Annotated in this window: 19 protein-coding genes; 10 read left to right on the forward strand and 9 right to left on the reverse strand. The window is 40.7% G+C overall.

From position 1 onward, the window contains the following. The 4 genes from MB14_RS01750 (at window position 1) to MB14_RS18890 (ending at window position 2,877) form a co-directional block, all read left to right on the forward strand. Window positions 1-1,476, forward strand: coding sequence for a PorP/SprF family type IX secretion system membrane protein (locus MB14_RS01750; protein ID WP_165899487.1), 1,476 nt, complete (start codon window positions 1-3; stop codon window positions 1,474-1,476). Between the two features lie 152 nt (window positions 1,477-1,628). After that, window positions 1,629-2,081: a hypothetical protein gene (locus MB14_RS01755; RefSeq protein ID WP_062588042.1), complete on the forward strand. Its 453-nt coding sequence runs from the start codon at window positions 1,629-1,631 to the stop codon at window positions 2,079-2,081. Between the two features lie 23 nt (window positions 2,082-2,104). Then, window positions 2,105-2,521 carry a DUF1761 domain-containing protein gene (locus MB14_RS01760; RefSeq protein ID WP_062588046.1) on the forward strand — a complete coding sequence of 139 codons (417 nt, stop codon included), beginning with the start codon at window positions 2,105-2,107 and terminating at the stop codon, window positions 2,519-2,521. Window positions 2,522-2,709: 188 nt separating this feature from the next. After that, window positions 2,710-2,877 carry a hypothetical protein gene (locus MB14_RS18890; protein ID WP_157716527.1) on the forward strand — a complete coding sequence of 56 codons (168 nt, stop codon included), beginning with the start codon at window positions 2,710-2,712 and terminating at the stop codon, window positions 2,875-2,877. A 12-nt stretch (window positions 2,878-2,889) separates the two neighbouring features. Here the strand turns inward: MB14_RS18890 and MB14_RS01765 are convergent, their stop codons facing one another. The 3 genes from MB14_RS01765 to MB14_RS01775 are packed head-to-tail and all read right to left on the reverse strand — an operon-like array spanning window position 2,890 to window position 7,810. After that, window positions 2,890-3,690 carry a Rossmann-fold NAD(P)-binding domain-containing protein gene (locus MB14_RS01765; protein ID WP_062588048.1) on the reverse strand — a complete coding sequence of 267 codons (801 nt, stop codon included), beginning with the start codon at window positions 3,688-3,690 and terminating at the stop codon, window positions 2,890-2,892. A gap of 11 nt (window positions 3,691-3,701) precedes the next feature. Then, entirely contained in the window at window positions 3,702-4,844 is a 1,143-nt protein-coding gene (gene bshA, locus MB14_RS01770; RefSeq protein WP_062588049.1) for an N-acetyl-alpha-D-glucosaminyl L-malate synthase BshA, read from the reverse strand. Between the two features lie 38 nt (window positions 4,845-4,882). Further along, window positions 4,883-7,810, reverse strand: coding sequence for a serine hydrolase domain-containing protein (locus MB14_RS01775; protein WP_062588051.1), 2,928 nt, complete (start codon window positions 7,808-7,810; stop codon window positions 4,883-4,885). Window positions 7,811-7,919: 109 nt separating this feature from the next. Here MB14_RS01775 and MB14_RS01780 point away from each other — a divergent pair, with 109 nt between their 5' ends. Genes MB14_RS01780 through MB14_RS01795 form a run of 4 tightly spaced genes read left to right on the forward strand, consistent with a single transcriptional unit; the run spans window position 7,920 to window position 11,875 of the window. Beyond that, window positions 7,920-8,273 carry a hypothetical protein gene (locus MB14_RS01780; protein ID WP_062588054.1) on the forward strand — a complete coding sequence of 118 codons (354 nt, stop codon included), beginning with the start codon at window positions 7,920-7,922 and terminating at the stop codon, window positions 8,271-8,273. A 15-nt stretch (window positions 8,274-8,288) separates the two neighbouring features. Next, entirely contained in the window at window positions 8,289-10,151 is a 1,863-nt protein-coding gene (gene mutL / locus MB14_RS01785; protein WP_062588056.1) for a DNA mismatch repair endonuclease MutL, read from the forward strand. A 5-nt stretch (window positions 10,152-10,156) separates the two neighbouring features. Continuing rightward, window positions 10,157-10,954: a rhomboid family intramembrane serine protease gene (locus MB14_RS01790; RefSeq protein WP_062588058.1), complete on the forward strand. Its 798-nt coding sequence runs from the start codon at window positions 10,157-10,159 to the stop codon at window positions 10,952-10,954. Between the two features lie 6 nt (window positions 10,955-10,960). Continuing rightward, window positions 10,961-11,875: a rhomboid family protein gene (locus MB14_RS01795; protein WP_062588060.1), complete on the forward strand. Its 915-nt coding sequence runs from the start codon at window positions 10,961-10,963 to the stop codon at window positions 11,873-11,875. Here MB14_RS01795 and MB14_RS01800 read toward each other — a convergent pair. From MB14_RS01800 to MB14_RS01815, 4 genes are all read right to left on the reverse strand, one after another. Beyond that, window positions 11,872-14,286, reverse strand: a complete 2,415-nt coding sequence (locus MB14_RS01800) for a hypothetical protein (RefSeq protein WP_062588062.1) — start codon at window positions 14,284-14,286, stop codon at window positions 11,872-11,874. The genes MB14_RS01795 and MB14_RS01800 overlap by 4 nt on opposite strands. 102 nt (window positions 14,287-14,388) lie before the next feature. Further along, complete coding sequence (locus MB14_RS01805; RefSeq protein ID WP_062588064.1) at window positions 14,389-16,830, reverse strand: Plug domain-containing protein; 2,442 nt, start codon at window positions 16,828-16,830, stop codon at window positions 14,389-14,391. A gap of 64 nt (window positions 16,831-16,894) precedes the next feature. Further along, window positions 16,895-17,935, reverse strand: a complete 1,041-nt coding sequence (gene rlmN, locus MB14_RS01810; protein WP_062588066.1) for a dual-specificity RNA methyltransferase RlmN — start codon at window positions 17,933-17,935, stop codon at window positions 16,895-16,897. 17 nt (window positions 17,936-17,952) lie between these two features. Beyond that, complete coding sequence (locus MB14_RS01815) at window positions 17,953-18,375, reverse strand: acyl-CoA thioesterase (RefSeq protein WP_062588068.1); 423 nt, start codon at window positions 18,373-18,375, stop codon at window positions 17,953-17,955. Between the two features lie 164 nt (window positions 18,376-18,539). Between MB14_RS01815 and clpB the strand changes: the two genes are divergently transcribed. Beyond that, window positions 18,540-21,161 carry an ATP-dependent chaperone ClpB gene (gene clpB / locus MB14_RS01820; RefSeq protein ID WP_062588170.1) on the forward strand — a complete coding sequence of 874 codons (2,622 nt, stop codon included), beginning with the start codon at window positions 18,540-18,542 and terminating at the stop codon, window positions 21,159-21,161. Window positions 21,162-21,235: 74 nt separating this feature from the next. Beyond that, entirely contained in the window at window positions 21,236-22,138 is a 903-nt protein-coding gene (locus tag MB14_RS01825; RefSeq protein WP_062588070.1) for a S66 peptidase family protein, read from the forward strand. 63 nt (window positions 22,139-22,201) lie between these two features. Here MB14_RS01825 and chrA read toward each other — a convergent pair whose 3' ends face one another. Both chrA and MB14_RS01835 read right to left on the reverse strand, forming a co-directional pair. Next, entirely contained in the window at window positions 22,202-23,386 is a 1,185-nt protein-coding gene (chrA, locus tag MB14_RS01830; protein WP_246032631.1) for a chromate efflux transporter, read from the reverse strand. A 13-nt stretch (window positions 23,387-23,399) separates the two neighbouring features. Beyond that, window positions 23,400-24,374 carry an isopenicillin N synthase family dioxygenase gene (locus tag MB14_RS01835; protein WP_053223527.1) on the reverse strand — a complete coding sequence of 325 codons (975 nt, stop codon included), beginning with the start codon at window positions 24,372-24,374 and terminating at the stop codon, window positions 23,400-23,402. Between the last annotated feature and the right edge of the window lie 12 nt (window positions 24,375-24,386).

A 24,386-nucleotide genomic window follows, 5' to 3' on the forward strand; every position in this document is an offset into this window, starting at 1 on the left:
ATGAACCGAAGGTCACTAGTTATTCTTTCTCTTTTGAGTATTTTCATGATTGAAAGTGCCTACTCACAACAGTTTAATTTTTCGTTGCTTTCTTATGCAGAACAAAGGTTGAACCCTGCTTATGCGGCTACCGATAACTATTGGGCCGCAGATGCCCTTCATAGAAGTCAGCAAACAGCACCCGACTTCAGCATTAACAGTACTTCATTTTCATTCAAATATCCTCATTTGATGCCAAACCGCCAGAATGTGCAAGGCGGTTTTGGGTTGAATGTAATGAATGATCAATCTGGAAGTACAAATACTTTTGAGGTTCAAGAAGTAGGGCTTTCCTATGCACTTCAGTTTAAGTCCGATATTGGTGAAACACTTTCTTTTGGCGTTAGTGGCTTTCATCATAAGCAAGGGTTCACTTTCTCCAATTTCCTGACCAATACCCAATACATTCCCGATAGAGGTTTTGATTCTTCCATCAACAATGGAGAAACTCTGCAAGAATTGAGTGACACCTATTTCCGAATAAATACAGGAATGCTCTATCAGTATATGAACAAGAATGGCCAATTAATTTCACGTTTAGGCTTTTCTATTTTTGACGTAAACAGACCTGAAAGTTCATTCTTCAATACTGGGTCAAAAGTCCCTCCCACTTACATGGGCGAGTTATTCTTCTCCATTTACCAAACACCAAAATTGAATGTAACCCCTAATTTTCTCTGGGTTCATCACACCAAAAGAAACAGGCTAAATATTGGGCTAGCCAGTGAATATCAAGTAGCGAATGACACTAAAATTGGTTTGGGACTTAAGTATCTGTTGGGAAGAGATTTAATAAGCTCCATCGAACTCCAAAAAGGAAACTTATCAATTGGAATGGACTATGACTTGTCTGTAAACGCAAAAAACTCAGCCAATACGGGCGCTTTCGAGTTTGGGTTAAGACTAAAAGGATTGGTGCGAGAGAGAGAGAAAAGAAAAAAACAGAGTCCCAAAAAAATTTCTCAACCACTTAGAGCAGCACCAGAGAAACGCTACAACCTGCAGCCAATTACGCTACCGAGTTACGTGCCAATGGCACAGCTACCAATTGGGCAAGTTGTAGCCAAAAACACCAAGCCCACTAAAACAGGAACAGCCCAAGTAGAACAATCCTATTCGTTCAATTATTCACTCAATCAGTATGCCCTTAAGGAACGAATCAAAGAAGAATTAAGGCCTATCTTAAACAGCCTCATGGCTGATGAAATTAAATTCGTAACCATCGAAGGCCATACCGACAATACAGGTAGTGCTGAATTGAATAATAGACTATCGCTATCGCGTGCCCAAACCATTGCCGACTATTTGATAGAAAATGGAGTTTCTGAAAAAAGGATTCAAGTGCGTGGTTACGGAGAAGAAATTCCTATCAGTAATAACAACACACCATTAGGCAGAGCGATGAATCGTAGGGTTGTTATTTCCATTTATCGCTAGGTATTCCCACATCAGACCTGCACCAAAAACTTGTGATTGACCACCTACATTATTAGGTAATTGCTTACATTTAGTAACCTGTTCAAATAAAAGATGCTTTAGCGAACGGCTATTTTTGCCTTCCTTTACCTAACTTTTATAAAACAAACTGAATGAAACTCACTAAACTGCTCCTTTTTGGCTTTGCGCTTTTCGCAATTTCTTCTTGCTCTAATTCAAAAACCGATATTTCTGAATTGATTTTAGGGGAATGGTACAACGAGTCTATGATCGTTACCATAGATCACGGTAAGCCTGAAGAATCAGCCTTCAAAGTCCCTATTGGTAGTTGGGAAGAAATTCTTGGAATAAAGCCCATATTGACCACCTACACAATTGACGGAAATTATTCTTCAATCTATACAGATTTATCTGGAGAAGTATCCATGGAAACTTTCGGTACATGGGAAGTAAAAGGCGACAGTATTTACCTTACGGAAAATGACATTACTACCGCATACAAATTCGTGTGGATGGATGGCAAGGCAGAGTTTACAGGTTTTTTGGACTGGGATGAAGATGGTTTACCCGATGATTTGTACTCGGGTATTCAAATCAAGAAATGATTTTTTAACCAAACATATAAACTATGGACATTTCAAACATCAATTGGTTGGCGGTTGTCGTATCGACAGTGGCCTATTTTGCACTGGGCGCTATATGGTATGGCCCTCTTTTCGGTAAAGCTTGGCAGCGGGGTGTTGGTCTCTCTGATGAAGAACTCAAGAAGGCAAATATGGGCAAACTATTCGGTAGCGCTCTGATTCTTTCATTTGTGGTAAGTTTTGGAATGGCCATGTTCTTTTATGGTTTTGGAGAAAACCCAGATATGGATGCCACAATGGGTGGAATGATGGGCTTAATGACAGGCCTTTTCTTTATAATTCCTTCTACCGCGCTTAATTATAATTTCGCTAGAAAGGGAGTTGGACTGATCATGATTGACTCACTTTACCACACCATCGCATTCACCATTATAGGTGTTATTTTGGGTGTTTGGAAATAGCCAACATACGTTAAAAACCATATTCTCAATAACAAATTTCAAAGCCCATGCGTTTAGCTTGTCATCACCTAAACATACATGGGCTTTTAACCGTCTAGGGTGTAATTAAAAAATTTATGGTGCCCGATGGTCATCGCGGGAACTAACTGAGCAATTTTTTTATTTAGGAATGGTCAAATAACTCAGAAATGAAAAACCAAAAACAGCAGTCGCTACCTGTTACCTACAAACAAGGCTGGCAAATAGCCCAAGCCGAAGATGAAATGTTCACCCAAATCAATAACCGACTGAAGGCCATTAAGGCCATCAATAAACTGAAACGCGGTGAGCTTTTTTTAGAGGTAATTGAGAGCTGAAATAGCCCCTCTTTAAAAATCCAGAGGACTCGGTTTTAAGAAGCTATACCCTAGGTCAGTAAGCTTTTTTCCCGACACTTTTTTAGAATCAATAAGTTCAGGCGCCTCCCAAATAGGTTGGTCGAAGTTATACTTATGCGCCATGGCTTCGTGTACTTCTTTGCGTGTTGGGTGTTCGGGGCAAACTAAATTGAATGTGTCCTCTTCTGGCAAATCACCCTTTATTAATTGCTGAATAATATTGATGACATCATCGCGGTGAATGTAATTCACTGGAGTAGAAGCTCCTGAAGTGGTCTTGCCTGCAAACCACTTCCCGGGAATTCTGTCCCCGCCCATTAAGCCTCCACAACGGAGTACCGTAAGCTTTGCTTCCACTTGGCGAATTTCTCTTTCACCCAATATCACCGCTTTTGTCGATCCATTTTCTAAGTCGAAATTGGTAGTTTCGGTTACCCAATCGCCTGTATTCGGATAGTAAGAAGTAGAACTCACAAAAATCACTTTGGGCACTTTGTGCTGATCAACCAAATATTTTAAATACTTGATTTGTTCGCCATAAAATTCAGGCGTATTTCTTTTCCTCCCAGGAGGAATATTGATCACCAATACATCGGTTTGAAAAAGAGTATTGAAGTTTTCGCCTGTTGGCATTGGTTCCATTTTGAGTAAAAACGGACTAATTCCTGCGCTAGAAAGTAAATCGAATTTCTCTTTTGAAGTTGTGCTACCCAGTACAGAAAAACCTTCTTGACATAATTTTTCCCCTAAAGCTAAGCCCAACCAACCACAACCAACGATACTTACCTTCATCCAAAACTTGATTATATCGTGGCTTGAGCTTTCATTTCAGCAACTACCTTTTCGTAATACGCTTCGTATTGAGGAAGAATATTTGTGATGTCGAAATCTTTGGCTCTTTTTAGTGCATTGGTTTTGAAGGTTGGCAAATTCTCATCTTTCAGAATATGTAGAGCATTTTTCGTCATGTCCTCCACATCTCCAATTGGCGATACAAAACCAGTTATACCATGCAAGTTCAATTCAGGAATACCACCAGCATTTGAGGTTACCAATGGTACTTCACAGGCCATAGCTTCTAGAGCAGATAAACCAAAACTTTCTTTTTCAGAAGGCATTAAGAATAAATCGGCAACAGAAAGCACTTCTTGTACGGCCTCTAACTTTCCTAAAAACCGAACTTCGTCATAAATACCCAGCTCACGGCAAAGTGTTTCTATATGGCCTCTTTCTGGGCCATCGCCCACTAAAAGTAAACGAGCTGGTATTTGTTCTTGAATTTTATGGAACACTTTCACTACATCGTCAATACGCTTTACTTTTCTGAAGTTTGAAGTGTGAACGATGAGCTTTTCCCCATTCGGGCAAATGGCGGTTTTAAAGTGTTCTTTGCGTTGTTTCTTAAATTTTTCTAGATCGATAAAATTGGGGATCACCTCAATTTCACGTCTGATGTTGAAATGCTTGTAGGTATCTTTCTTTAAATCTTCTGAAACCGAAGTAACGCCATCCGACTGGTTGATGCTATAGGTTACCACAGGTTCATACGATGGATCTTTTCCCACCAAAGTAATATCTGTACCGTGCAAAGTGGTAATAACTGGGATTTCAATGCCTTGATCTTTTAAAATTTGCTTGGCCAACACCGCAGCCGAAGCATGTGGAATTGCATAATGCACATGCAGCAAATCAAGCTTTTCGTATTTCACCACATCCACCATTTTACTTGCCAACGCGAGTTCGTAAGGAGGGAATTTAAAAAGCGGATAGGAACGAATATTTACCTCGTGATAAAAAAGATTCTCGTTAAAGAAGTCCAATCTAGTGGGTTGAGAATAGGTAATAAAATGAATTTTATATCCTTTTTTAGCCAGTCCTATTCCTAGTTCTGTAGCTACAACTCCCGAACCACCAAAGGTTGGGTAACACACAATTCCAATATTCATTAATTCTAGCGCTTTAAAGCCAACTTTCTTTCAACTGGTTAGTCATTATTAAAGTTCCAGATCGACTCGTAGATTAAATCTTGAATTTTGGTACGAATGTTCCACTGAATCAGTTTTGTATTATCCGCATTAGGATAAACGCGGTTTGCAAGAAATACATAAATCAACTCCTGCTCTGGATCGGCCCAAACCGCAGTACCAGTAAATCCTGAGTGTCCAAAAGTAGACGCTGAGGCATAGCGAGAAGTTGGCCCTTCATCTTTACCTACAATCGGTTTGTCCCAGCCCATTCCTCTTCGATTGTCTTCCGTTTGCTGTGAAGTGAAAGCAGGAATGGTATTCAGTTCATAATATTTTTGATTGCCATACTGACCCAGCTGTAAGTGCATTTGCATAAGAACGGCTAAATCGAGCGCATTGGAAAACAAACCCGCATGCCCTGCTACTCCACCAAACATGGCCGCGCCTTGGTCGTGCACGGTTCCTCTCAATAAAGTTTTTCTGAAAAGGTTATCGTCTTCGGTTGGAGCAATTTCTGCCAAAAACCCTTTTTCCGTAGGTAAGTATCCCATGGTTTGTAAACCCAGCGGAGCATACAGCTTATCATTTAAAAAAGCATCAAACGGTTTGTCTAGAATATTTTCAGCCAACTTGTAGAAAAAATAATAACCCATATCCGAATAGAGGTAATCGTGTTTTTTCTCACCCTTAGGCATTTTTCTCAAGTCCGCATCAATTACCCATTTCCAAACTGAATCTGCTAAAGCTGGGCTTCCATATACATGATCGGCAATGGTAGAATTGTAACTCGGACCTGGGGTTTCACTATAATAAGCCTCATTCAAAACCCCATTCTCTACCGTTCTTTTCCAAAATGGGATGAATGGTTGAAGGCCAGCTTGATGCAAAAGCACATCTCGAATGACTAAATCTTCTTTATTCGTTCCTTTCACTTCGGGCAAATAATCACCCAAGGTTTTATTCATGTCGATGAGGCCGTTTTCGTTCAAGTACATCAGCACCTGCACACTGGCCATCACTTTGGTTATTGAAGCCAAATCGTACATGGTTTCATCATTTACAGCGATGAGGCTGTCATAAGTTTGATAACCATAATTCTTACTGAAGATCACTTTGCCTTTTCTGGCTACCATCACTTGACCACCAGGAGTTGCTTTACCGTCAATCGCTTTTTTCATCAAGGCATCTATGCCTTTCAATGTTTTAGAATCCATTCCTACTTCCTCTGGCAATCCAAAACCTAAACGAGAGGCGGTCATTGTCTTAATTCCTGTTCCACTTTTAAAATTACCTGTAGTTACTGGTAATTTACCTTCGGCACGAAGGGCACCAAAAATGATTTGTGGAGCAATATTTCTTGTAATTTCATTATCTTCATAAGTGCAAATAATATTCTTCACCCCATCAAAAAACTGAAGCCCATAGGCATTACCAAATGCTACAACAATGACATTGGTTTTGGCCTGTAAGTCGCGAATAAACTGCACCTCTTCCGACTTTACTCCGTGCTGATCTTTTGTAGAATTGGTAATGCCACCATAACCAACGACTACGGTATTATAAGAAGCCAGTGAATCTAACAAAGACTGATAAGTAGTTCCTGCTCTGAAATGATCGAACTTGGCGTACTTGCTTAAGGTATTCTCGAATTCTATATTATCCGCAGTTCCGAAGTTTAGAGAAGCAAACTTGGTGCTGTCCAGTCTAATGATCGGCAAAAGCTGATCGGTATTATCCACCACCGTCATTGCTTTCTGGTAGAGGATACGATTCAACATTTCTGCATAACTGGTGTTAATGCGCTCGGTAAGGTTATCTGTTGAAATTGGTTTATACTTAGAAAGCCCTAACCAATATTTCGCTTCCAAAATTCTTCTTACTCGGTAATCAAGTGAGGCTTGCGTTAAATCGCCTTTTTTGATAGCCTTCTTTACTTGATCAATGCCTTTTGCTACATCTACAGGATAAAGAATAATGTCATTCCCTGCCATCAAAGCACGCACATCGGCTTCTCCCGGTTCATGATATTTTGCCACGCCTTGCATATTCATGGCATCGGTAAAAGCCAAACCATCAAAACCAAGTTCACTTTTCAGAAGATCGGTTACTACTTTTTGAGAAAGCGTAGTTGGGGTTTTTTCGCGACTATCATAAACAGGAATTTGCAAATGCGCCACCATTACGCTCATCAGACTGTCTTTCATCAAGGCCTTAAAAGGATAAAGCTCAATGTCATTCATCCGCTCTTTGCTGTGATTAATCACTGGTAAATCTGAGTGAGAATCTACATCGGTATCGCCATGACCAGGAAAATGTTTGGCGTTGGCCATTATACCAAAATCTTGCATGCCCTTCATATAAGCCACACCTTTTTCAGCCACATTAAATTTATTTTCGCCAAAAGACCGATAGCCAATCACAGGGTTTTTAGGGTTTACGTTTACATCGACAACTGGCGCAAAATTGATGTGCATGTTTAATTGCTTGAACTGATTGGCCACTTCCTTGCCCATTTCATAAATCAGTCGGTTATCTTGTATGGCGCCTAAAGTCATTTGTTTTGGGAAGTCCATTATGCTGTCTAATCGCATACCTATTCCCCATTCTGCATCCATAGCAATGGCCAATGGCACTTTAGCTTTTGCCTGATAGCGATTGGTAAGATGGGCTTGTCTGCCTGCGCCTCCTTGAAAGAAGATTAAACCGCCAATATTATACTTAGAAATGAGGGAGTCAATCTCTGCATAGTGCGCTTCATTTCTGTTTGAATAAGCCGCCACCATAAAAAGTTGGCCCAGCCTTTCCTCAGGAGTCATACTGTTGAAAACACTATCGACCCATATTTTTTGGCTTGCTCTGTCTATTTTCGAATAGATTTTTTGAGCGCTAGCTACGATAGTGAAACAAGTTAGTAGAAGAAAGGTGTAAGTAACTTTTTTAAGCATTATGCCGTAATTTTTAGTTATAGCAAATAAACTATAAATTTGCTCATGGCGTAGTTTATAGCGAAATTCTTTGCGATATAAAGAACGTCAAATTATAAGAAACTATATTATGAAGCTACCAAGTCTTGTAAAGAAACCCAATTATCAGCGATACGACATCAAGCCTCGGTACTACGATCCTGTAAAAGAAGACATCGAAAACCGTACCAGTAGAATTAAAGCTGAATTGGGTTTGAGTGACGATGCAAACCTTGACGCGGGTTATCGTTCGCAAATTGAAGGCTCTTTCAGAAAAAACATGAAGCACGCCAAAAATGGAGTGGATCAAACGATTATGATCCGTTTAATCATTTTCGTGATTTTGGTGCTGTTTGTAGGTGGTTTCGTTTACATCGGAAAGGATATTTTCTACCTTGCCCTTCTTTATGTTCCTTATTTAATTTGGAAGAAAATGCGAAAGTAATTTCTTCAATCTTGCATGCCCGATTTAATACGATTACTTCCTGATAACATCGCCAATCAGATTGCTGCTGGCGAGGTGGTGCAGCGTCCTGCTTCGGTAGTGAAAGAGCTATTGGAAAACGCCATTGATGCGGGAGCCACAAGTATTAAACTTATTATAAAAGAGGCGGGCAAAGCACTTATTCAAGTAATTGATAATGGAACAGGAATGTCTGAAACAGACGTTCGCATGTGTTTTGAACGACACGCTACTTCAAAAATTCGTTCTACAGAAGATCTTTTCACCATAAAAACTATGGGCTTTCGCGGTGAAGCAATGGCCTCAATTGCTGCGGTAAGCCAAGTGGAAGCCAAAACTAGAAAAGAAAGTGAAGAGCTTGGGGTGCTGCTCCAGATTGAGGCTTCCGAAGTAAAAAAACAAGAGCCCACTTCTACCCCAGTTGGCACTTCGTTTTGTGTAAAAAATCTATTCTACAACGTTCCCGCAAGGCGGAATTTCTTGAAATCAAATTCAGTAGAAATGCGTCATATTGTGGACGAATTTCAGCGCGTAGCCTTGGCCAACCCTGAAGTAGAAATGGCCATGTATCACAACGATTTGGAAATGTACCACCTTACTTCTGGTAAGTTGAGCAATAGAATCGTGGGTATTTTTGGCAAGAAATACCAAGCGCAAATGGCTTCTTGTTTAGAAGAAACCGACATGCTGAAAGTTTACGGTTATGTAGGAAAACCAGAGTTTGCTAAGAAAACCCGTGGCGAGCAGTTCTTTTTTGTGAACAACCGTTTTATCAAAAGTAATTACCTAAACCATGCCGTAACCACGGCTTTTACAGGACTTATTCCTGATGGAAACTTCCCTTTCTACACCCTCTTTTTAGAGCTTGATCCAAAGCACATCGATATTAATGTTCATCCAACCAAAACCGAAATAAAGTTTGATGATGAACGCACGGTTTATGCCATAGTAAAAGCTGCCGTAAGACAAGCCTTAGGAACGCACAATATTACTCCAGCCCTAGACTTTGGTGCCGATGTCAACTTTGCTTCTTTCCGGCCACAGCCGCAAGGCACAAGCACTGGAACCAGCTCAAGTCAATCAGATAGAAATTATGGGCAGTTCAGAGACTTGGACAAAAAACGCGAATCTACTTCGCATTGGGAAAAATTGTATGACGGCCTACAGAAGGACATAGAAAAGGAAGAAAGACAAAACGCTCAGCTGGACATTCACCCTGAAGCCCAAAGCACTGTAACCATGGGCAGCGCAGCCAACACGGCTGAGGCTTATAAGCCTAATCGTGAAGCGGTTTTACTCTCGGCAAAGTATTTTCAGATTCATAAAAAGTATATTGCAACTCATGTAAAATCTGGTTTGCTTTTAGTGGCACAACAAGAGGCACATGAACGTATTTTGTATGAACGCTTTTTTCAGATGATCCAGAACCGATCAGGAGCCTCTCAGCAGTCGTTGTTTCCGCAAAGTTTAGAACTCAACCCTGCCGACTTTGCCCTCGTTATGGGTATGAAAGATGAAATCAGTGCCATTGGTTTTGAGTTTTCAGAATTTGGAAAAAATACGGTGGTGATTAATGGAGTACCAGCAGATTTAAAAGCGGCAAACGAAAAACAATTGTTTGAGGGCTTTGTTGAACAGTTCAAGCAAAATCAATCGGAGCTTTCTATTAGTGCCGATGAAAACATTGCTAGATCAATCGCGAAACGTTCTTCTCTAAAGGTGGGGACAACTTTGTCACCCGAAGAAATGGCTTCATTGATCGACCAACTTTTTGCATGCAAGAACCCGAATTATTCACCCAATGGAAGAAAAACATCTTTCTTAATGGAATTGGAAAAAATAGACCAGTTTTTTAACTAACACCTATGTTTGGACGACTTACTCCCCTTGTAAAAAACCTCCTATATATCAATATCGGAATTTGGTTGGTTCAGTTTTTACTTAAAATGGATTTGGGTAGCCGCTTTGGCCTGTATTTCATTGCCTCTGATAACTTCAATCCGGTGCAGTTTATTACTTACATGTTTCTACATGACATGTCGAGCCCAATGCATATTTTCGGAAACATGTTTGCCCTCTTTATTTTTGGGCCGTTGCTTGAACAGTTTTTAGGACCTAAGAAGTTCATCATCCTTTATATGGTTACGGGTGTGGGTGCTGGACTTTTTTATACAGGAGCAAATTACTTGGAGGTGAGTGCTATTAGAAATGACGTTGAGAGCTATTTAGACAATCCTAATTCTGAAGATTTTAATCGCCTGATTGCAAAGCACAATATTTACAAAGCAGAATATATTTACTCTTTTATTGATGAGTATTCAAGAAACGAAGACAGCCCTCAGTTAAGACAAGAATCTATTCAATATGCACGTGGACTATACGCTTTCTTTGGCGATTACCCAATGGTGGGAGCTTCGGGAGCAATTTTTGGAATTTTAGCGGCATTTGCCCTTTTATTCCCCAATACCGAACTTTTCTTACTCTTTCTACCTTTCCCAATCAAGGCAAAATATTTAGTTACGGTGTACATTCTTTATGAGCTGTTCGCTGAATTTCAAAGAGCGCAAGGAGATAATGTGGCACATTTGGCGCATATCGGGGGTGCAATCATTGCCTTTTTCTTGGTTACTTATTGGAAGAAAAGCAGAAAGGAATTTTACTAAAAACACATGAATAGTATTCTAGACGATTTTAAACTCGCGTTTAAAACGGGAAATATCTTAAACCAGTTGATTGTCATCAATGTGGTGGTTTTTGTAGTGCTTGGAGTAACTGGTGTTTTCTTTACAGTTGCTGGTTATGGAAGTCTTTTTCAAAGCATTAGTCAGTACTTGATGCTTCCAGCCAACCCAAGTCAATTGATCTATCAGCCTTGGACCTTGATCACTTATTTCTTTTACCATGAAGGTGTCTTCCATATTCTATTCAATATGCTGTTCCTGTATTGGTTTGGAAGAATTATAGCCGAATATATAGGTCAGAATAAAGTTTTAGGATTATATGTTTGGGGTGGAATTTTTGGTGGAATTCTTTACCTCCTAGTTTATAACCTACTCCCTTATTATGCGCCAGCTATTAACGGAACGTACCTCTTAGGAGCTTCTGGTGGTGTAATTGCGATTGTTGTTGGGGCGGCTACTTTTATGCCCAACTTTACAATTCCCCTAATTTTTCTTGGGCCAGTAAGGTTAAAATATATTGCCGCATTTTATGTAATCACCTCACTACTTCAATCTACAGGCTCCAATGCTGGAGGTGAAATAGCGCATTTAGGAGGTGCATTGGCTGGGTTCATATTTATTACCCAACTCAAAAGCGGTAATGACTGGAGCAGGATTATTGTTCAGTTCACAATTTGGGTGAAAAGCCTTTTTAAGCCTCAGCCAAAAATTAAGGTAAGCTACAGAAGCGCAAAATCGAGTAGCAGTGCTAAATCAACTAGTAGTACTAGAACTTCGGAAAAGAAAAAGCCTGAAACCTCACAAAGTGAGATTGACGCTATTCTGGATAAAATTTCTGAAAGAGGCTACGATGCCCTAACCAAAGAAGAAAAGCAGAAGCTGTTTAACGCTAGTAAGGATTAGTTCTTTCCTCCAATAGTATAACTTTTGTTGATGAAGAATGGAATACCAGAATTGGTTAATCCTTGCACATCAAACATAATCTGCTTTGCATCATCTGAATTATAAAATTCGATAATAGCTTCTCCATTTTCGTCTAGCTCAATCATGGTTTGCCAGTGTAATACAGCACGTTTATCGGGCTTGGCATCTTCTGGCTTTTGAACGTCATACTTAGGTGCATAAAATTCTCTTGGTTGGTCGTAGGTGTTTGGAAAGTCCAAAACTATATTGTTACTTTTCAACAGGCTCTCAGGGCTTGGCGGTAGTCCATCTTTGCGTCTAGTGTAAAAAGCTAACACTGTTCCAACAAGCATATTTTCAATGACCACCGCTCGTGAAATTGTTTCAGGAGGTAGAGACGAGATGAATGCTATATCAGTAGGGTAGCCATCTAACAGAGTTGGAGCAGGAGTTTTAGACCCTCCTATATATATTCTATCTCCGCTTGCTCTCAATTCTACTCTTACCCTACGAAACCCCTGTAAAAAAGCGTATAAAATATTTGAATTGCCATCAGGCTTCCATTTAGTGAAATCAAATGCCGAGGTGCCCCGACCATAATCCGTAGTTTCCAATCTTATTCGATCGAGTATTTCAGCCTTCTTTTTATCCCCCTCCACAACGAAAGTCCCTAGATCCGTATACATCGAGTCTGGATTGAAAGCTCTTTCAATTTGATCGCGCACCTTTTTTTGCTCCAGAAATTTATCCTTTTCTCTCACTTCTTCAACACCAAAAAATGTCTTGAACTCGGCTTTGGGTCCTTCCTTTTTTGGGAATGAGTCGATTTCGAAGCGAACATTATCTTTTCCTTTTTCAGTTTTGCCTTTGAGTAAAATATTATCTGAATTATTGATCATTAGGTTCTCAAAAACAAAACGCCCTTGGTCATCAGTACTTGATTCCAAAATCAGTGCAGGAAATGAATTACCACTCATTAGTGTGACTTTGCCATCGGCCTCTTCTTTTTTTCCAAACTTTTCATAAAGCGTTCCGGTCAAGTTAAATCCTTGCTCTACTGGAAATTTTAGATCATAATCATCATTGGACAAAATTTTCTGCCAAGAAAACCTACTCCAGCCGTGGGTCATCATTACCAAGTCCAAATGTTTTTTTGCTTCTGGATTCTCAGTATTAAAGTAGTACATAGGGTTATCAATATAGCCTTTCAAGTCTGAGTTGAGCAATAACTCTGAATAGATCGTTTGCTCCGGACTGCCGTCAATTACTTTATCCATGTCCAAAACACTCATCGACATCACCCCACTGAAAGGATCTCCGTTCGTATCAGTTAGCTTAATAATGGTGGTAAGCTTCTCTCTTGCCTTATAGCTATTCTTGTCCAAGGCCAAGCTTGCCTCTATCGGACGTTCAATAAATACCAAACGCTCCAGCAGAGGCCTGTCATTCTCGTCAAAAAGGGTGACATGCGAAATTCCAGCTGGCATTTCTTCTGTGGAAATCACGCCTAAAGCCTCACCCTTTGAAAGGTCTACTTCTATAGTGTGTGATACCAAACCACGGGTATGTATAAGTGCTTTAAATCTAATTTTTGAGGAATTGCTTATGTTGGCTCTAAAGATTAACCTCAACTGGCTTGGCCGCTGGATCACTTGAATACCATAGCCTTCATTCTCTAATTTGGGAAGGCTATAGGTTTCATTTCTTCCCGCTATCTTAACGCTATAGAATTCTCCCTTCTGAGGAAGCATGGTAAACAGCCCCATACCGTCATGCTCGGTACTAAAGCTAGTAATCTTTGCGCCTGTACTGTTATATACTTCGCCCTCCACAGCGATGCCTTTGCCCGAGCCATTAATCGCCTTGAAACCTACTTTGGTAGGAATACCGCTTACTAGGTTTCCTCCCTCGGGGAAGAACTGAATGTCAATTTTATTATTGGTAATTAAAACTGTACTATCTTTTTCCTCACTAGCCACAACTACAATAGGTTTTTCAAAAAAGAAGCTTTGATCAAAATTTCGCATCCAATTGGTATAGGCGCGTAACACATAATTACCATCGGTTAATTTTTGAGGAATATCGATAGTACCTTCACCAAAACCACTTTTAGAAAAAATCAGTTTCTTCTCTACAAGACTATCAGTCTCAGAATAGAGTTCAACATAAACATTAGCGCTAAAAGGAGATGGCTCATGGAGAGAGCCTGCAACCAAATAAGACTGGAACCAGATGGATTCACCAGGTGCATAATACTTTCTATCAGTGTGCAGGTAGACTTTCTCGTGAGGATATTCTTGTCTGAAAGTCTCTAGCTTTTCCTGAATAAACTTAATTTTTGTTTTCTCTTGTCCATAGACTGAACTACAACCGAAATATATAGCTGCAATAAAAATTATCCTTTTTACCATAAAAAATGCAATAAGTAAGTTTTTTGCTGAGCAAATACTGATCCAAAAAGGGATTAGGTTTAATGACCATAACCTAACCTCTTCTACAGTTATGGTTTCTCATTACTTACCTATGGTGTAAATTTTGTTAACGAAAAACGGAATACCAGAATTGGTTAATCCTTGCACATCAAACATAATCTGCTTTGCATCATCTGAATTATAAAATTCGATAGTGGCTTCTCCATTTTCGTCTAGCTCAATCATGGTTTGCCAGTGTAATACAGCACGCTTATCGGGCTTGGCATCTTCTGGCTTTTGAACGTCATACTTAGGCACGTAGAATTCTCTAGGTTGGTCGTAGGTATAAGGCAACTCTACAGTTACAGTGCTACTGTTTTTTAGTTCTTCTGGGCTTAGCGATATACCATCGGCAGACTTTGTATAGAAAGCCATCACACCACCTTTTCCTGCATCTCCAAAAATTGCGGTAGCTGCCAGTCCTTTAAATAGAACTACTCTCGAAAAATTCACAGGAGATAAACCCGAAATTAAAGCTGCGTCCGTAGGAACATCGTCTAATAAAAAAAGCGCTGGGTAAGTAAAGCCTCCCGCACGGATCACCACGGCAGGTTCTCCCGTTGGCCCCATTCGTACCGTAACCCCTGGAAACTTGCCAACCAAAGCAGAAAAAATATTGGTATAGGCGCCCGTAGCAGACCATTCTGTAAAGTCAAAAGCCGCAGTTCCTCTGCCATAAGCCGTTTTTTCTTTCAGCTGTTTGTCTTCTCGCTCAACTTGTAATTTGTCGCCTTCTACCATTACCGTTCCTAAATCGGTAAATAAAGAGTCTGGATTGAAAGCCCTTTCAATCATATCTCGCTCTTTTTTGAACTGCAAGAAGTCTTCCTTCTCAAATTTCTCTTCTTCACTCAAAATTGACTTAAACTCAGGTAACGGAGGATTCACGCTTTCCTTCAAAGTATCAACCTCAAAGCGGACGTTGTCTTTACCTTTAGAACTTTTTCCTTTCAGCAAAAGATTGTCCGTTTTGTAAACCATTAAGTTTTGAAAAGAAAAACGCCCATTTTTATCGGTTTCGGCTTCTAAAATAAGTGGAGGAAAAGAACGATTATTTACGAGGGTCACCTTACCAGACGATTCTATTTTATTACTTGATTCTTTGTAGAGCGTACCTTCCAAAGAAACCCCCAACTCTACTGGAAAATCAAAGTCTGGATAATTATCACTCATTAAGTCATCCCATACAAACCGACTCCACCCATGAGTCATCATTACCAAATCAAGGTGTTTTTTGGCTTCGGCATTTTCTGCATTGAAGTAGTACATCGGATTGTCAACGTAGCCTTTCAGGTCGGAAGTCAATAATAATTCAGAATAGACGGTCTGTTCTGGACTGCCGTCAATTACTTTATCCATGTCCAGTACACTCATCGACATCATCCCTGTGAAAGGATCTCCGTTCAAGTCGGTCAGTTTTATTTTGGTGGTTAGCTTCTCCCTTGGTTTGTAACTACTCTTATCTAAAGACAAGCTTGTTTCGATCGGACGATCAATAAAGACCAAGCGCTCAAGCAAAGGCCTATCATTCTCATTAAAAAGGGTAATATGGGAAATGCCCGCTGGTATTTCATCTGTGGAAATCACCCCTAAAGCCTCACCTTTTGAAAGGTCCACTTCGATGGTGTGTGACACCAAACCACGCGTATGTATTAGTGCTTTAAATCTACCTTTTGACGGATTGCTTACGTTAGCTCTAAAAATTAGTCTCAACTGGTTTGGGCGAAGTATAGCTTCCATTCCATATCCTTCTTTTTTTAATTCAGGAAGACTATACACCTCGTCCTTTCCTGTTAATCTAACACTATAGGACTCGCCAGCCAACGGAAGCAGCGTAAACAAGCCCATTCCATCGTGCTGGGTACTAAAGCTGGTTACTTTCACTCCTCCACTATTATATACTTCTCCTTCAACATAAGCACCTTTACCTGATCTATTGATGGCTTTGAAGCCCACTTTTGTAGGAATTCCACTTACTAAATGTCCTCCTTCAGGGAAAAATTGAAGATCAATTTCGCTACCAACAGCCGAAGCACCCTTCTCTAACTCGCTACCTGTGACTACTACTATGGGTTTTTCAAAAAAGAAGCCTTGATCAAAATTGCGCATCCAGTTGGTGTAAGCGCGTAGTATATAGTTACCTTCTGCCAATTGCTGAGGAATATCAATTACCCCTTGACCGAATCCACCTTCAGAAAAAATTAGTTTTTCGGCCACCAAGCTGTCAGCCTTAGAATAGAGCTCAACATAAACATTAGCGCTAAACGGAGAAGGTTCATGAAGGTAACCAGCCGTTACATACGACTGAAACCATATGGGTTCGCCCGGTGCATAATACTTTCTGTCGGTGTGGATGTAAACTTTTTCCTGAGGGTACTCCTTATTATAGAAGTTGAGTTTCTCTTGTATTGTAGTGTTTTTCTGACCGTAGACGGCATTAAATACCAAGGCAAGCAACAATACTAGAACTATTTTTTTGGTCATGAAATCAGCGTAAATACATGGGAATTAACAAGATAATTTATAGACGGCTTGAAAACCAAAAGGTTTATAACTTATTGGCCAATTGACCACATGCCGCATCTATATCTTTCCCTCGGCTTCTGCGCACATTTACAATAATGCCCTTGTCGCCTAAAATCCTTTCATACATATCGATTTTTTCGGGGTCGGCCTGCTGAAACATGCCATCGTCAATTGGGTTGTATTCAATCAAATTAACTTTTGAAGCAACACGACCACAGTATTTGGCTAAAGCATGCGCGTGTCTTTCATCATCGTTAATGCCCTTCCAAACCACATATTCAAAAGTGATTTTCCGATTCGTTTTCTGATACCAATAGTTTAACGATTCAGCTAACTCGTTCAAATCACTTTTTTCGTTGATTGGCATCACCTTCGAGCGCGTTTCGTCAATAGCAGAATGCAGTGAAACAGCCAAATTGAACTTCATATCCTCATCGGCCATGCGCATAATCATTTTGGGAATTCCCACGGTAGAAAGCGTTATTCTTTTTGGCGACATTCCTAAACCTTCTGGCGAAGTGATTTTCCGAATGGACTCCATTACGTTTTGATAATTGAGCAACGGTTCGCCCATTCCCATATACACAATATTGGTCAGCGAGCGACCAAAGTAAAGTTTTCCTTCTTCTTTAATGGCCACTACCTGATCGTAGATTTCATCAGGATTTAGATTACGCATACGCTTAAGGCGGGCTGTGGCGCAAAAATGACAATCTAAACTACAACCCACTTGTGATGAAATACAGGCAGTAATACGAGTGTCAGTAGGGATCAATACCGATTCCACCGTCATACCATCATGCAGGCGTACAGCATTTTTTATAGTGCCGTCCGAACTGCGCTGCATCTCATCCACCTTAATATGGTTGATGCTGAACTTTTCTTTAAGAAGTTCGCGGGTAGAAAGCGAAATATTGGTCATTTGGTCAAAATCCTTTGCCGATTTTTTCCAAAGCCATTCATACACCTGTTTTGCTCTAAAAGCCTTGTCTCCAATGCTCACAAAAAACTCCTGAATTTCTTCGAGCGAGAGTTGTCTAATGTCGCGTTTTGCCTCAACCATTTTGCAAAGGTAACGATCTAAGCTTGAATCTTTGAAAGGAATGGTGAAGGGATATTCACCACTTTATTTTCTTTGTAATCGAACATGGCAATTCCTGTTTTGGCTCGAGCAATTTCCTTGGTGCCACAGCTCAGTCGATACACCAATTCAAAGCTTTTCCTGCTAATCTCAGCGACCGCTATTTCAACTTTAATATTATCCCCATGAAAGGCTTCTCCCTTGTAGGCAATGGCTACATCTGCCTGAATGGTGCCGCAGCCATCAATCGAAAGTTCGTCTTTATAACCAAGCGAATTAAAGAAACGGTAACGTGACTCATGTATCATACTCAGCACACTATCGTTACCCAAATGCCCTCCATAATTAATATCTGAAATCCGAACTTTGATTTCAGTTTCGTACATAAAAACATCAGGTAACTCTATCTTCACTCTTGGCATATTTCTAAAGGAATTTTGTGTAAATCTAAGACATAATGTCCGAATAAAAGCAGTAAAGCCATATTTTTCGGCCAAATTTTCCGAACATCAACAATGGTTTATAGTTTGTAATGGTAGTGATGTCAGCCCTAAAAACTGACTGTATTGAAAGGAAAACAACAATCATGGATTTTAAAAAATATACCATCAAATCGCAGGAGGCCATTCAAAAGGCGGCCGAGCTTGCCGCTGGAAATCAGCAACAAGCCATTGAGCCAGGGCACCTTTTAAAGGCGATCCTTTTATCAGATGAGAATGTGCTTTCTTTCCTGATAAAAAAACTTAGTGTTAACAAGGTACAGTTTGAAACAAAACTGGAAGATATAGTAAACGGATACCCAAAAGTAAGCGGCAGCAGTTCGCAACCTTACTTATCCAACGATGCCCATTCGGCCCTTACAAAGGCATTGGAATTCTTAAAGGATTTCAAAGATGAATATGTCGCCATTGAGCATATCGTTCTTGGCCTTTTAGCAGGAAAAGACAAAGTAGCTTCTTTGATGAAGGAAGTTGGCTTTGGAAAGAAAGAGCTCATTGCCGCTATTAAAGAATTACGTGGTGGAAACAGTGTAACCGATGCCAACGCGGAGTCCAAGTATCAGTCGTTGAGCAAGTATTCAAAAAATTTGAATGAGCTCGCTAGCCAAGGTAAAATTGACCCCGTAATTGGACGCGATGAAGAAATTAGAAGGGTGCTTCAAATTCTTTCAAGAAGAACAAAGAACAACCCTATTCTTTTGGGTGAACCAGGTGTAGGTAAAACGGCCATTGTAGAAGGTATGGCACAACGAATCATCGATGGTGATGTACCTGAAAACCTAAAATCGAAAACCATTATATCATTGGATATGGGGCTTTTGGTGGCAGGTGCCAAATACAAAGGCGAATTTGAAGAGCGCTTGAAAGCGGTAATTAAAGAGGTGCAAGACGCTGCCGGAGAAATCATTCTCTTCATTGATGAGATTCATACCTTAATTGGAGCAGGTGGCGGAGGCGAGGGCGCAATGGATGCGGCCAACCTTCTAAAACCTGCCTTAGCGCGTGGGGAATTACATGCCATTGGAGCTACCACACTTAAGGAATACCAGAAGTATATCGAAAAAGATAAGGCTTTGGAAAGAAGGTTCCAGGCTGTTGTAGTCGATGAGCCCGATCGTGATGATGCCATTTCAATTCTGAGAGGAATTAAGGAGAAGTATGAGGTTCACCACGGAGTGAGGATTAAAGATGATGCGGTAATTGCTGCAGTCGAGCTTTCGAGCCGATATATTTCCGATCGTTTCTTGCCGGATAAGGCGATTGACTTAATGGATGAAGCGGCCGCCAAAATGCGTATTGAAATGGACTCTCTTCCTCAGGAGCTGGATGAGATGAACCGTAAGATAATGCAATTAGAAATTGAGCGAGAAGCCATCCGTAGGGAAAAGAATAAAGACAAGGAATCGGTACTTTCGAAAGAGATTGCCGAGATTTCCGAGAAGCGCGATGGGCTTAAAGCGAAGTGGGAAAACGAGAAATCGGTGATCACCAGTATTCGCGAAGCCAAAGAAAACATTGACCGCTATAAATCTGAAGCTGAAAAAGCTGAAAGAGAAGGCGATTTCGGTAAAGTAGCGGAAATACGTTACGGTAAAATCGTAGAAGCGGAAAGAAAACTGGAAGAGCAAAAAGCATTAATGCGAGAGATGCAAGGAGAAAAAACCTTGCTGAAGGAAGAAGTGGACGCGGAAGACATTGCGGAAGTAGTAGCAAAATGGACTGGAATTCCCCTCTCTAAAATGCTTCAATCCGACCGTGAAAAACTTCTTCACCTAGAGGAAGAATTGGGCAAACGCGTAGCGGGACAAAAAGAAGCAATTACAGCTTTATCGGATGCGGTTCGAAGAAGCAGAGCAGGCTTGCAAGACCCGAAACGTCCGATTGGTTCTTTCATTTTCTTAGGAACGACTGGGGTAGGAAAAACCGAATTGGCAAAAGCCTTGGCAGAATACCTCTTCAATGACGAAAACAACATGGTGCGTATCGATATGTCAGAATATCAAGAACGTCATGCAGTGAGTAGATTAATTGGAGCACCTCCGGGCTATGTAGGTTACGATGAAGGTGGCCAATTGACAGAAGCGGTGCGTAGAAAACCTTATTCAGTGATTTTATTGGATGAGATTGAAAAGGCACACCCAGACGCTTTCAACATTCTTTTGCAGGTTTTAGATGATGGTCGTTTAACAGATAATAAAGGTCGTGTGGCCAACTTTAAGAACACGATCATCATTATGACTACGAACATTGGCTCGACCATAATTCAAGACAACTTCGCAACGATTAACGAAGAAAACGTGTTGGATGTGATTGATGAAACGAAAATGGAGGTGATGGATCAGCTGAAGAAATCAGTGAGGCCAGAGTTCTTAAACAGGATTGACGAAACGATCATGTTTATGCCACTCAATCGCGATAACATCAGGCAAATTGTTAGAATTCAGTTTGGCTTAATTCAGAACCAATTGAGTGAAAACGGAATTGAGATTGAGGCGACTGATGAAGTGCTTGATTACCTTGGAGAGTTAGGCTGGGATCCGCAGTACGGTGCCCGTCCGCTTAAAAGAGTGATTCAGCGCAAAGTGTTGAACGAACTTTCTAAGCAGATTTTATCTGGTAGAGTGGATAAAGATTCCGTTGTAAGTATTGAGCTTACTCCAGACAAGGAAATCGAATTTGTGAATATTGAAAAAGTAGAAGAGTTGTAGATTTTCAAACCTACAGCGACATAAAAATTGAGAGAAGACGTCCTATTCAGGCGTCTTCTTTTTACTTTAGGGGCATGTTGATCCCTCCATTATTAAGTCAAGGCGATATTATTGCCATCGTAGCTCCTGCCAAGAAAATTCAGTCTGATTTGACTTTTGCAATGAACACCTTAACCGAATGGGGCTTAACACCCGTTTTGGGTGAGCACGTATTAGCGACAGACCATTATTTTGCAGGAACAGACAGCCAAAGACTTCAGGATCTACAGGAAGCATTAGACAATCCCGAAATCAAAGCCATTCTCATTGCCCGTGGCGGCTATGGCACCACAAGAATTTTGGAGCAAATCAATTGGACCAAGTTCCTCGAAAGCCCAAAATGGATTTCCGGTTTTAGCGACATTACATCACTCATTACCGAACTCAACAATCGTTCAGTGGCCTGCATTCATGGCCCAATGGCGGTTACACTCGATTGGGATGAATTGACTACAGAAAGCTTAAAATCTATGCTTTTTGAAGGAAAGGTAAATTACAACATCCCTCCTCACCCCTTAAACCAACTCGGTCAAGCCAATGCCGAACTTATTGGGGGAAATTTATCCATCGTTTGCAATTCTATAGGCACTTCTTCAGAAATCCAGACCAAAGGCAAAACCCTCTTTTTGGAAGAAGTAGGGGAATATATTTATCATTTAGACCGAATGCTGGTACAGTTAAAAAGAGCTAGAAAGCTTGATGATTTGGCAGGCGTAATCATTGGAGATTTTTCTTCAATGAAAGACCACAAGGATAGTTTTGGCGCAGAAGCCTTGGAGGTTGTTGTTCGCAACTTGGCTGGCTTGAATATTCCAATCACTTATGGTTTTCCGCTTGGGCATGAAAAAAGAAACTTGCCTGTTTATTGTGGAGTTCCTGCAGCTTTCGATGTTAGTGAGACAGGCGTGAGCCTAAACTTCGATATGACAAATTTGTAGGCTTTTAGTAGAATTAACTTTCCAAAAGTTTGAAACTTTTGGAAAGTTGGAGGTTTGCCACTACTAAATATTCGGTATAAAAATTCCCGCCAGTAGCCCAGCCAAAATGATAAATGGGGGTGGTATTTTGGTGTAAGTGAGCATTAAGAAAGTACCGATAATCACACTTACATTCAGTACATTGTTTTCGATAGGCTGAAAAAGAACGAAAGCGGCAGCTGCCACCATGCCCGCACTGGCCGCGTTAATTCCTTCCAATGAAGCCCTCACAACACGATAGCGTTTTAGGTCATCCCAAAAGCGAATAACAAAGAAAATCAAGAAAGTACCGGGCAGAAAAATACCGCATGCTGCTACAAAACCACCCAAGATTTGTGCACCCAAGCCCATCTCACGAACAGACAAAGCACCCACAAATGAGCTTACTGAAAACACTGGACCAGGAACAGCTTGTACCATCGCAAAACCAGAAAGGAACTCTTCCGAGGTAAGGAACCCCTTAAACTCTACAAACTCTGTGTGTAAGAAGGGAATCAACACTTGTCCTCCACCAAAAATCAAACTTCCGTTTCGATAAAAATTCTCAAAAAGCAATACAAACCTATCTTGCGTAACAGCACCTAATCCAGCAGCCGTTAAAAGCACCAGGCCCCAAAGGGTGAAGTTTCCCCATTTGATTTTTATCTTTTGCTTCTCTTCGGGAATCTGTTTTTTGTATTTGAATGCTGTAAGTGTACCAGCAAAAATCAGCACCAGAGGCAAGGCAATCGGTTTAGAAATAAAGTAGGTAACAATGGCCGAAAGCGCCATCAATCCACCCGCAGTTCTGGTAGTAACTACTTTTGATGCAATGATATAGGCGCCATAGCTTACAAAACCCACAGCCATAGGCTGAATAAATCGGGTAAATTCTAAGCTGAGATTTTTGGTTTGGTAAGAGTCTACCAAAATAGCCGCAGTTGTCATTACCGCTACCGCGGGTAACATCCAAACCAACAGAGTAAGGTAGGCTAGATTTGCTCCACCAATTCTAAAACCAATGGCAGTTATGGTTTGGGTAGACGTTGGACCAGGTAAAATCTGGCAAAGCGCATTCAATTCTATTAACTCTTCCTCGGTAAGGTAGCCTCTTTTCTTCACCATGATTTTAATGAGCATGGCAAAATGAGCTTGGGCACCACCAAAGGCACTTACCGCCATGAGTAAAACATCACGTAGAAAAATGTAGTATCGAATACGCTTAATCAAAGCTGGATGTGCTTTACTTCTTTTTCAAGCCTAACTCAATAAGCCTTTCGTTCAGAAACTCGCCAGCCGTAATGTCGTCATACAACTTTGGATGATCCGCATCAATACAGCTTTCTAGGCAAGTCAAATCCATGTCGGAACGCGGATGCATAAAGAAAGGAATTGAAAAACGTGAATTCTTCATTAGCTCTCTTGGCGGATTTACCACCCTATGGATTGTTGATTTCAGCTTATTGTTGGTATGACGAGAAAGCATATCACCCACATTTACCACTAATTGCTCTGGCAAGGCAGTGATCGGAATCCATTTGCCGTCATTTCTCAACACTTGAAGACCATCGGCACTGGCTCCCATTAGAAGCGTAATCAGGTTAATGTCGCCATGCTCAGCCGCACGAACCGCATCATCAGGCACTTCATCTGGGTTTTCTATTGGGAAGTAATGAATAGGACGCAAAATGCTATTTCCATTCTTTACTTTATCATCAAAATAATGCTCAGGCAAACCTAAATAAAGCGCAATGGCTTGTAACATTTTTATACCTGCCGCCTCAATGGTCTTATATACTTCTAGCGCAATCTCCTCCATTTCTGGAAGTTCTTCTGGCCAAATATTATCTGGGTATTCATTTTTTATCGGATCGCCATCGGTTACTTCTTGGCCAACATGGTAAAACTCTTTCAAATCACCAGTTTTACGACCTTTGGCGTGTTCTTTACCCTTGCCTATATAGCCACGCTGCCCTGCCAATTCTGGTACTTCGTATTTTTGCTTAATGTTGTCGGGCAACATAAAGAACTTCTGAATAATGGCGTAAAGCTTTTGCGTTTGGGCATCGGAAAGTCCGTGATTTTTGATGGCAACAAACCCAATATTATTATAAGCTTGGCCTAGTGCATCTACAAATGCTTGTTTTTTGGCTGGGTCACCCGAAGTGAAATCGGCTAAATCTAGTGAGGGAACCTCATCGTATAATTTTTCGCTCATGGCTCAAATGGT

Origin of the sequence: Roseivirga ehrenbergii, assembly GCF_001593005.1 — a bacterium.
In the GTDB taxonomy this organism is placed as follows: Bacteria; Bacteroidota; Bacteroidia; order Cytophagales; family Cyclobacteriaceae; genus Roseivirga; species Roseivirga ehrenbergii.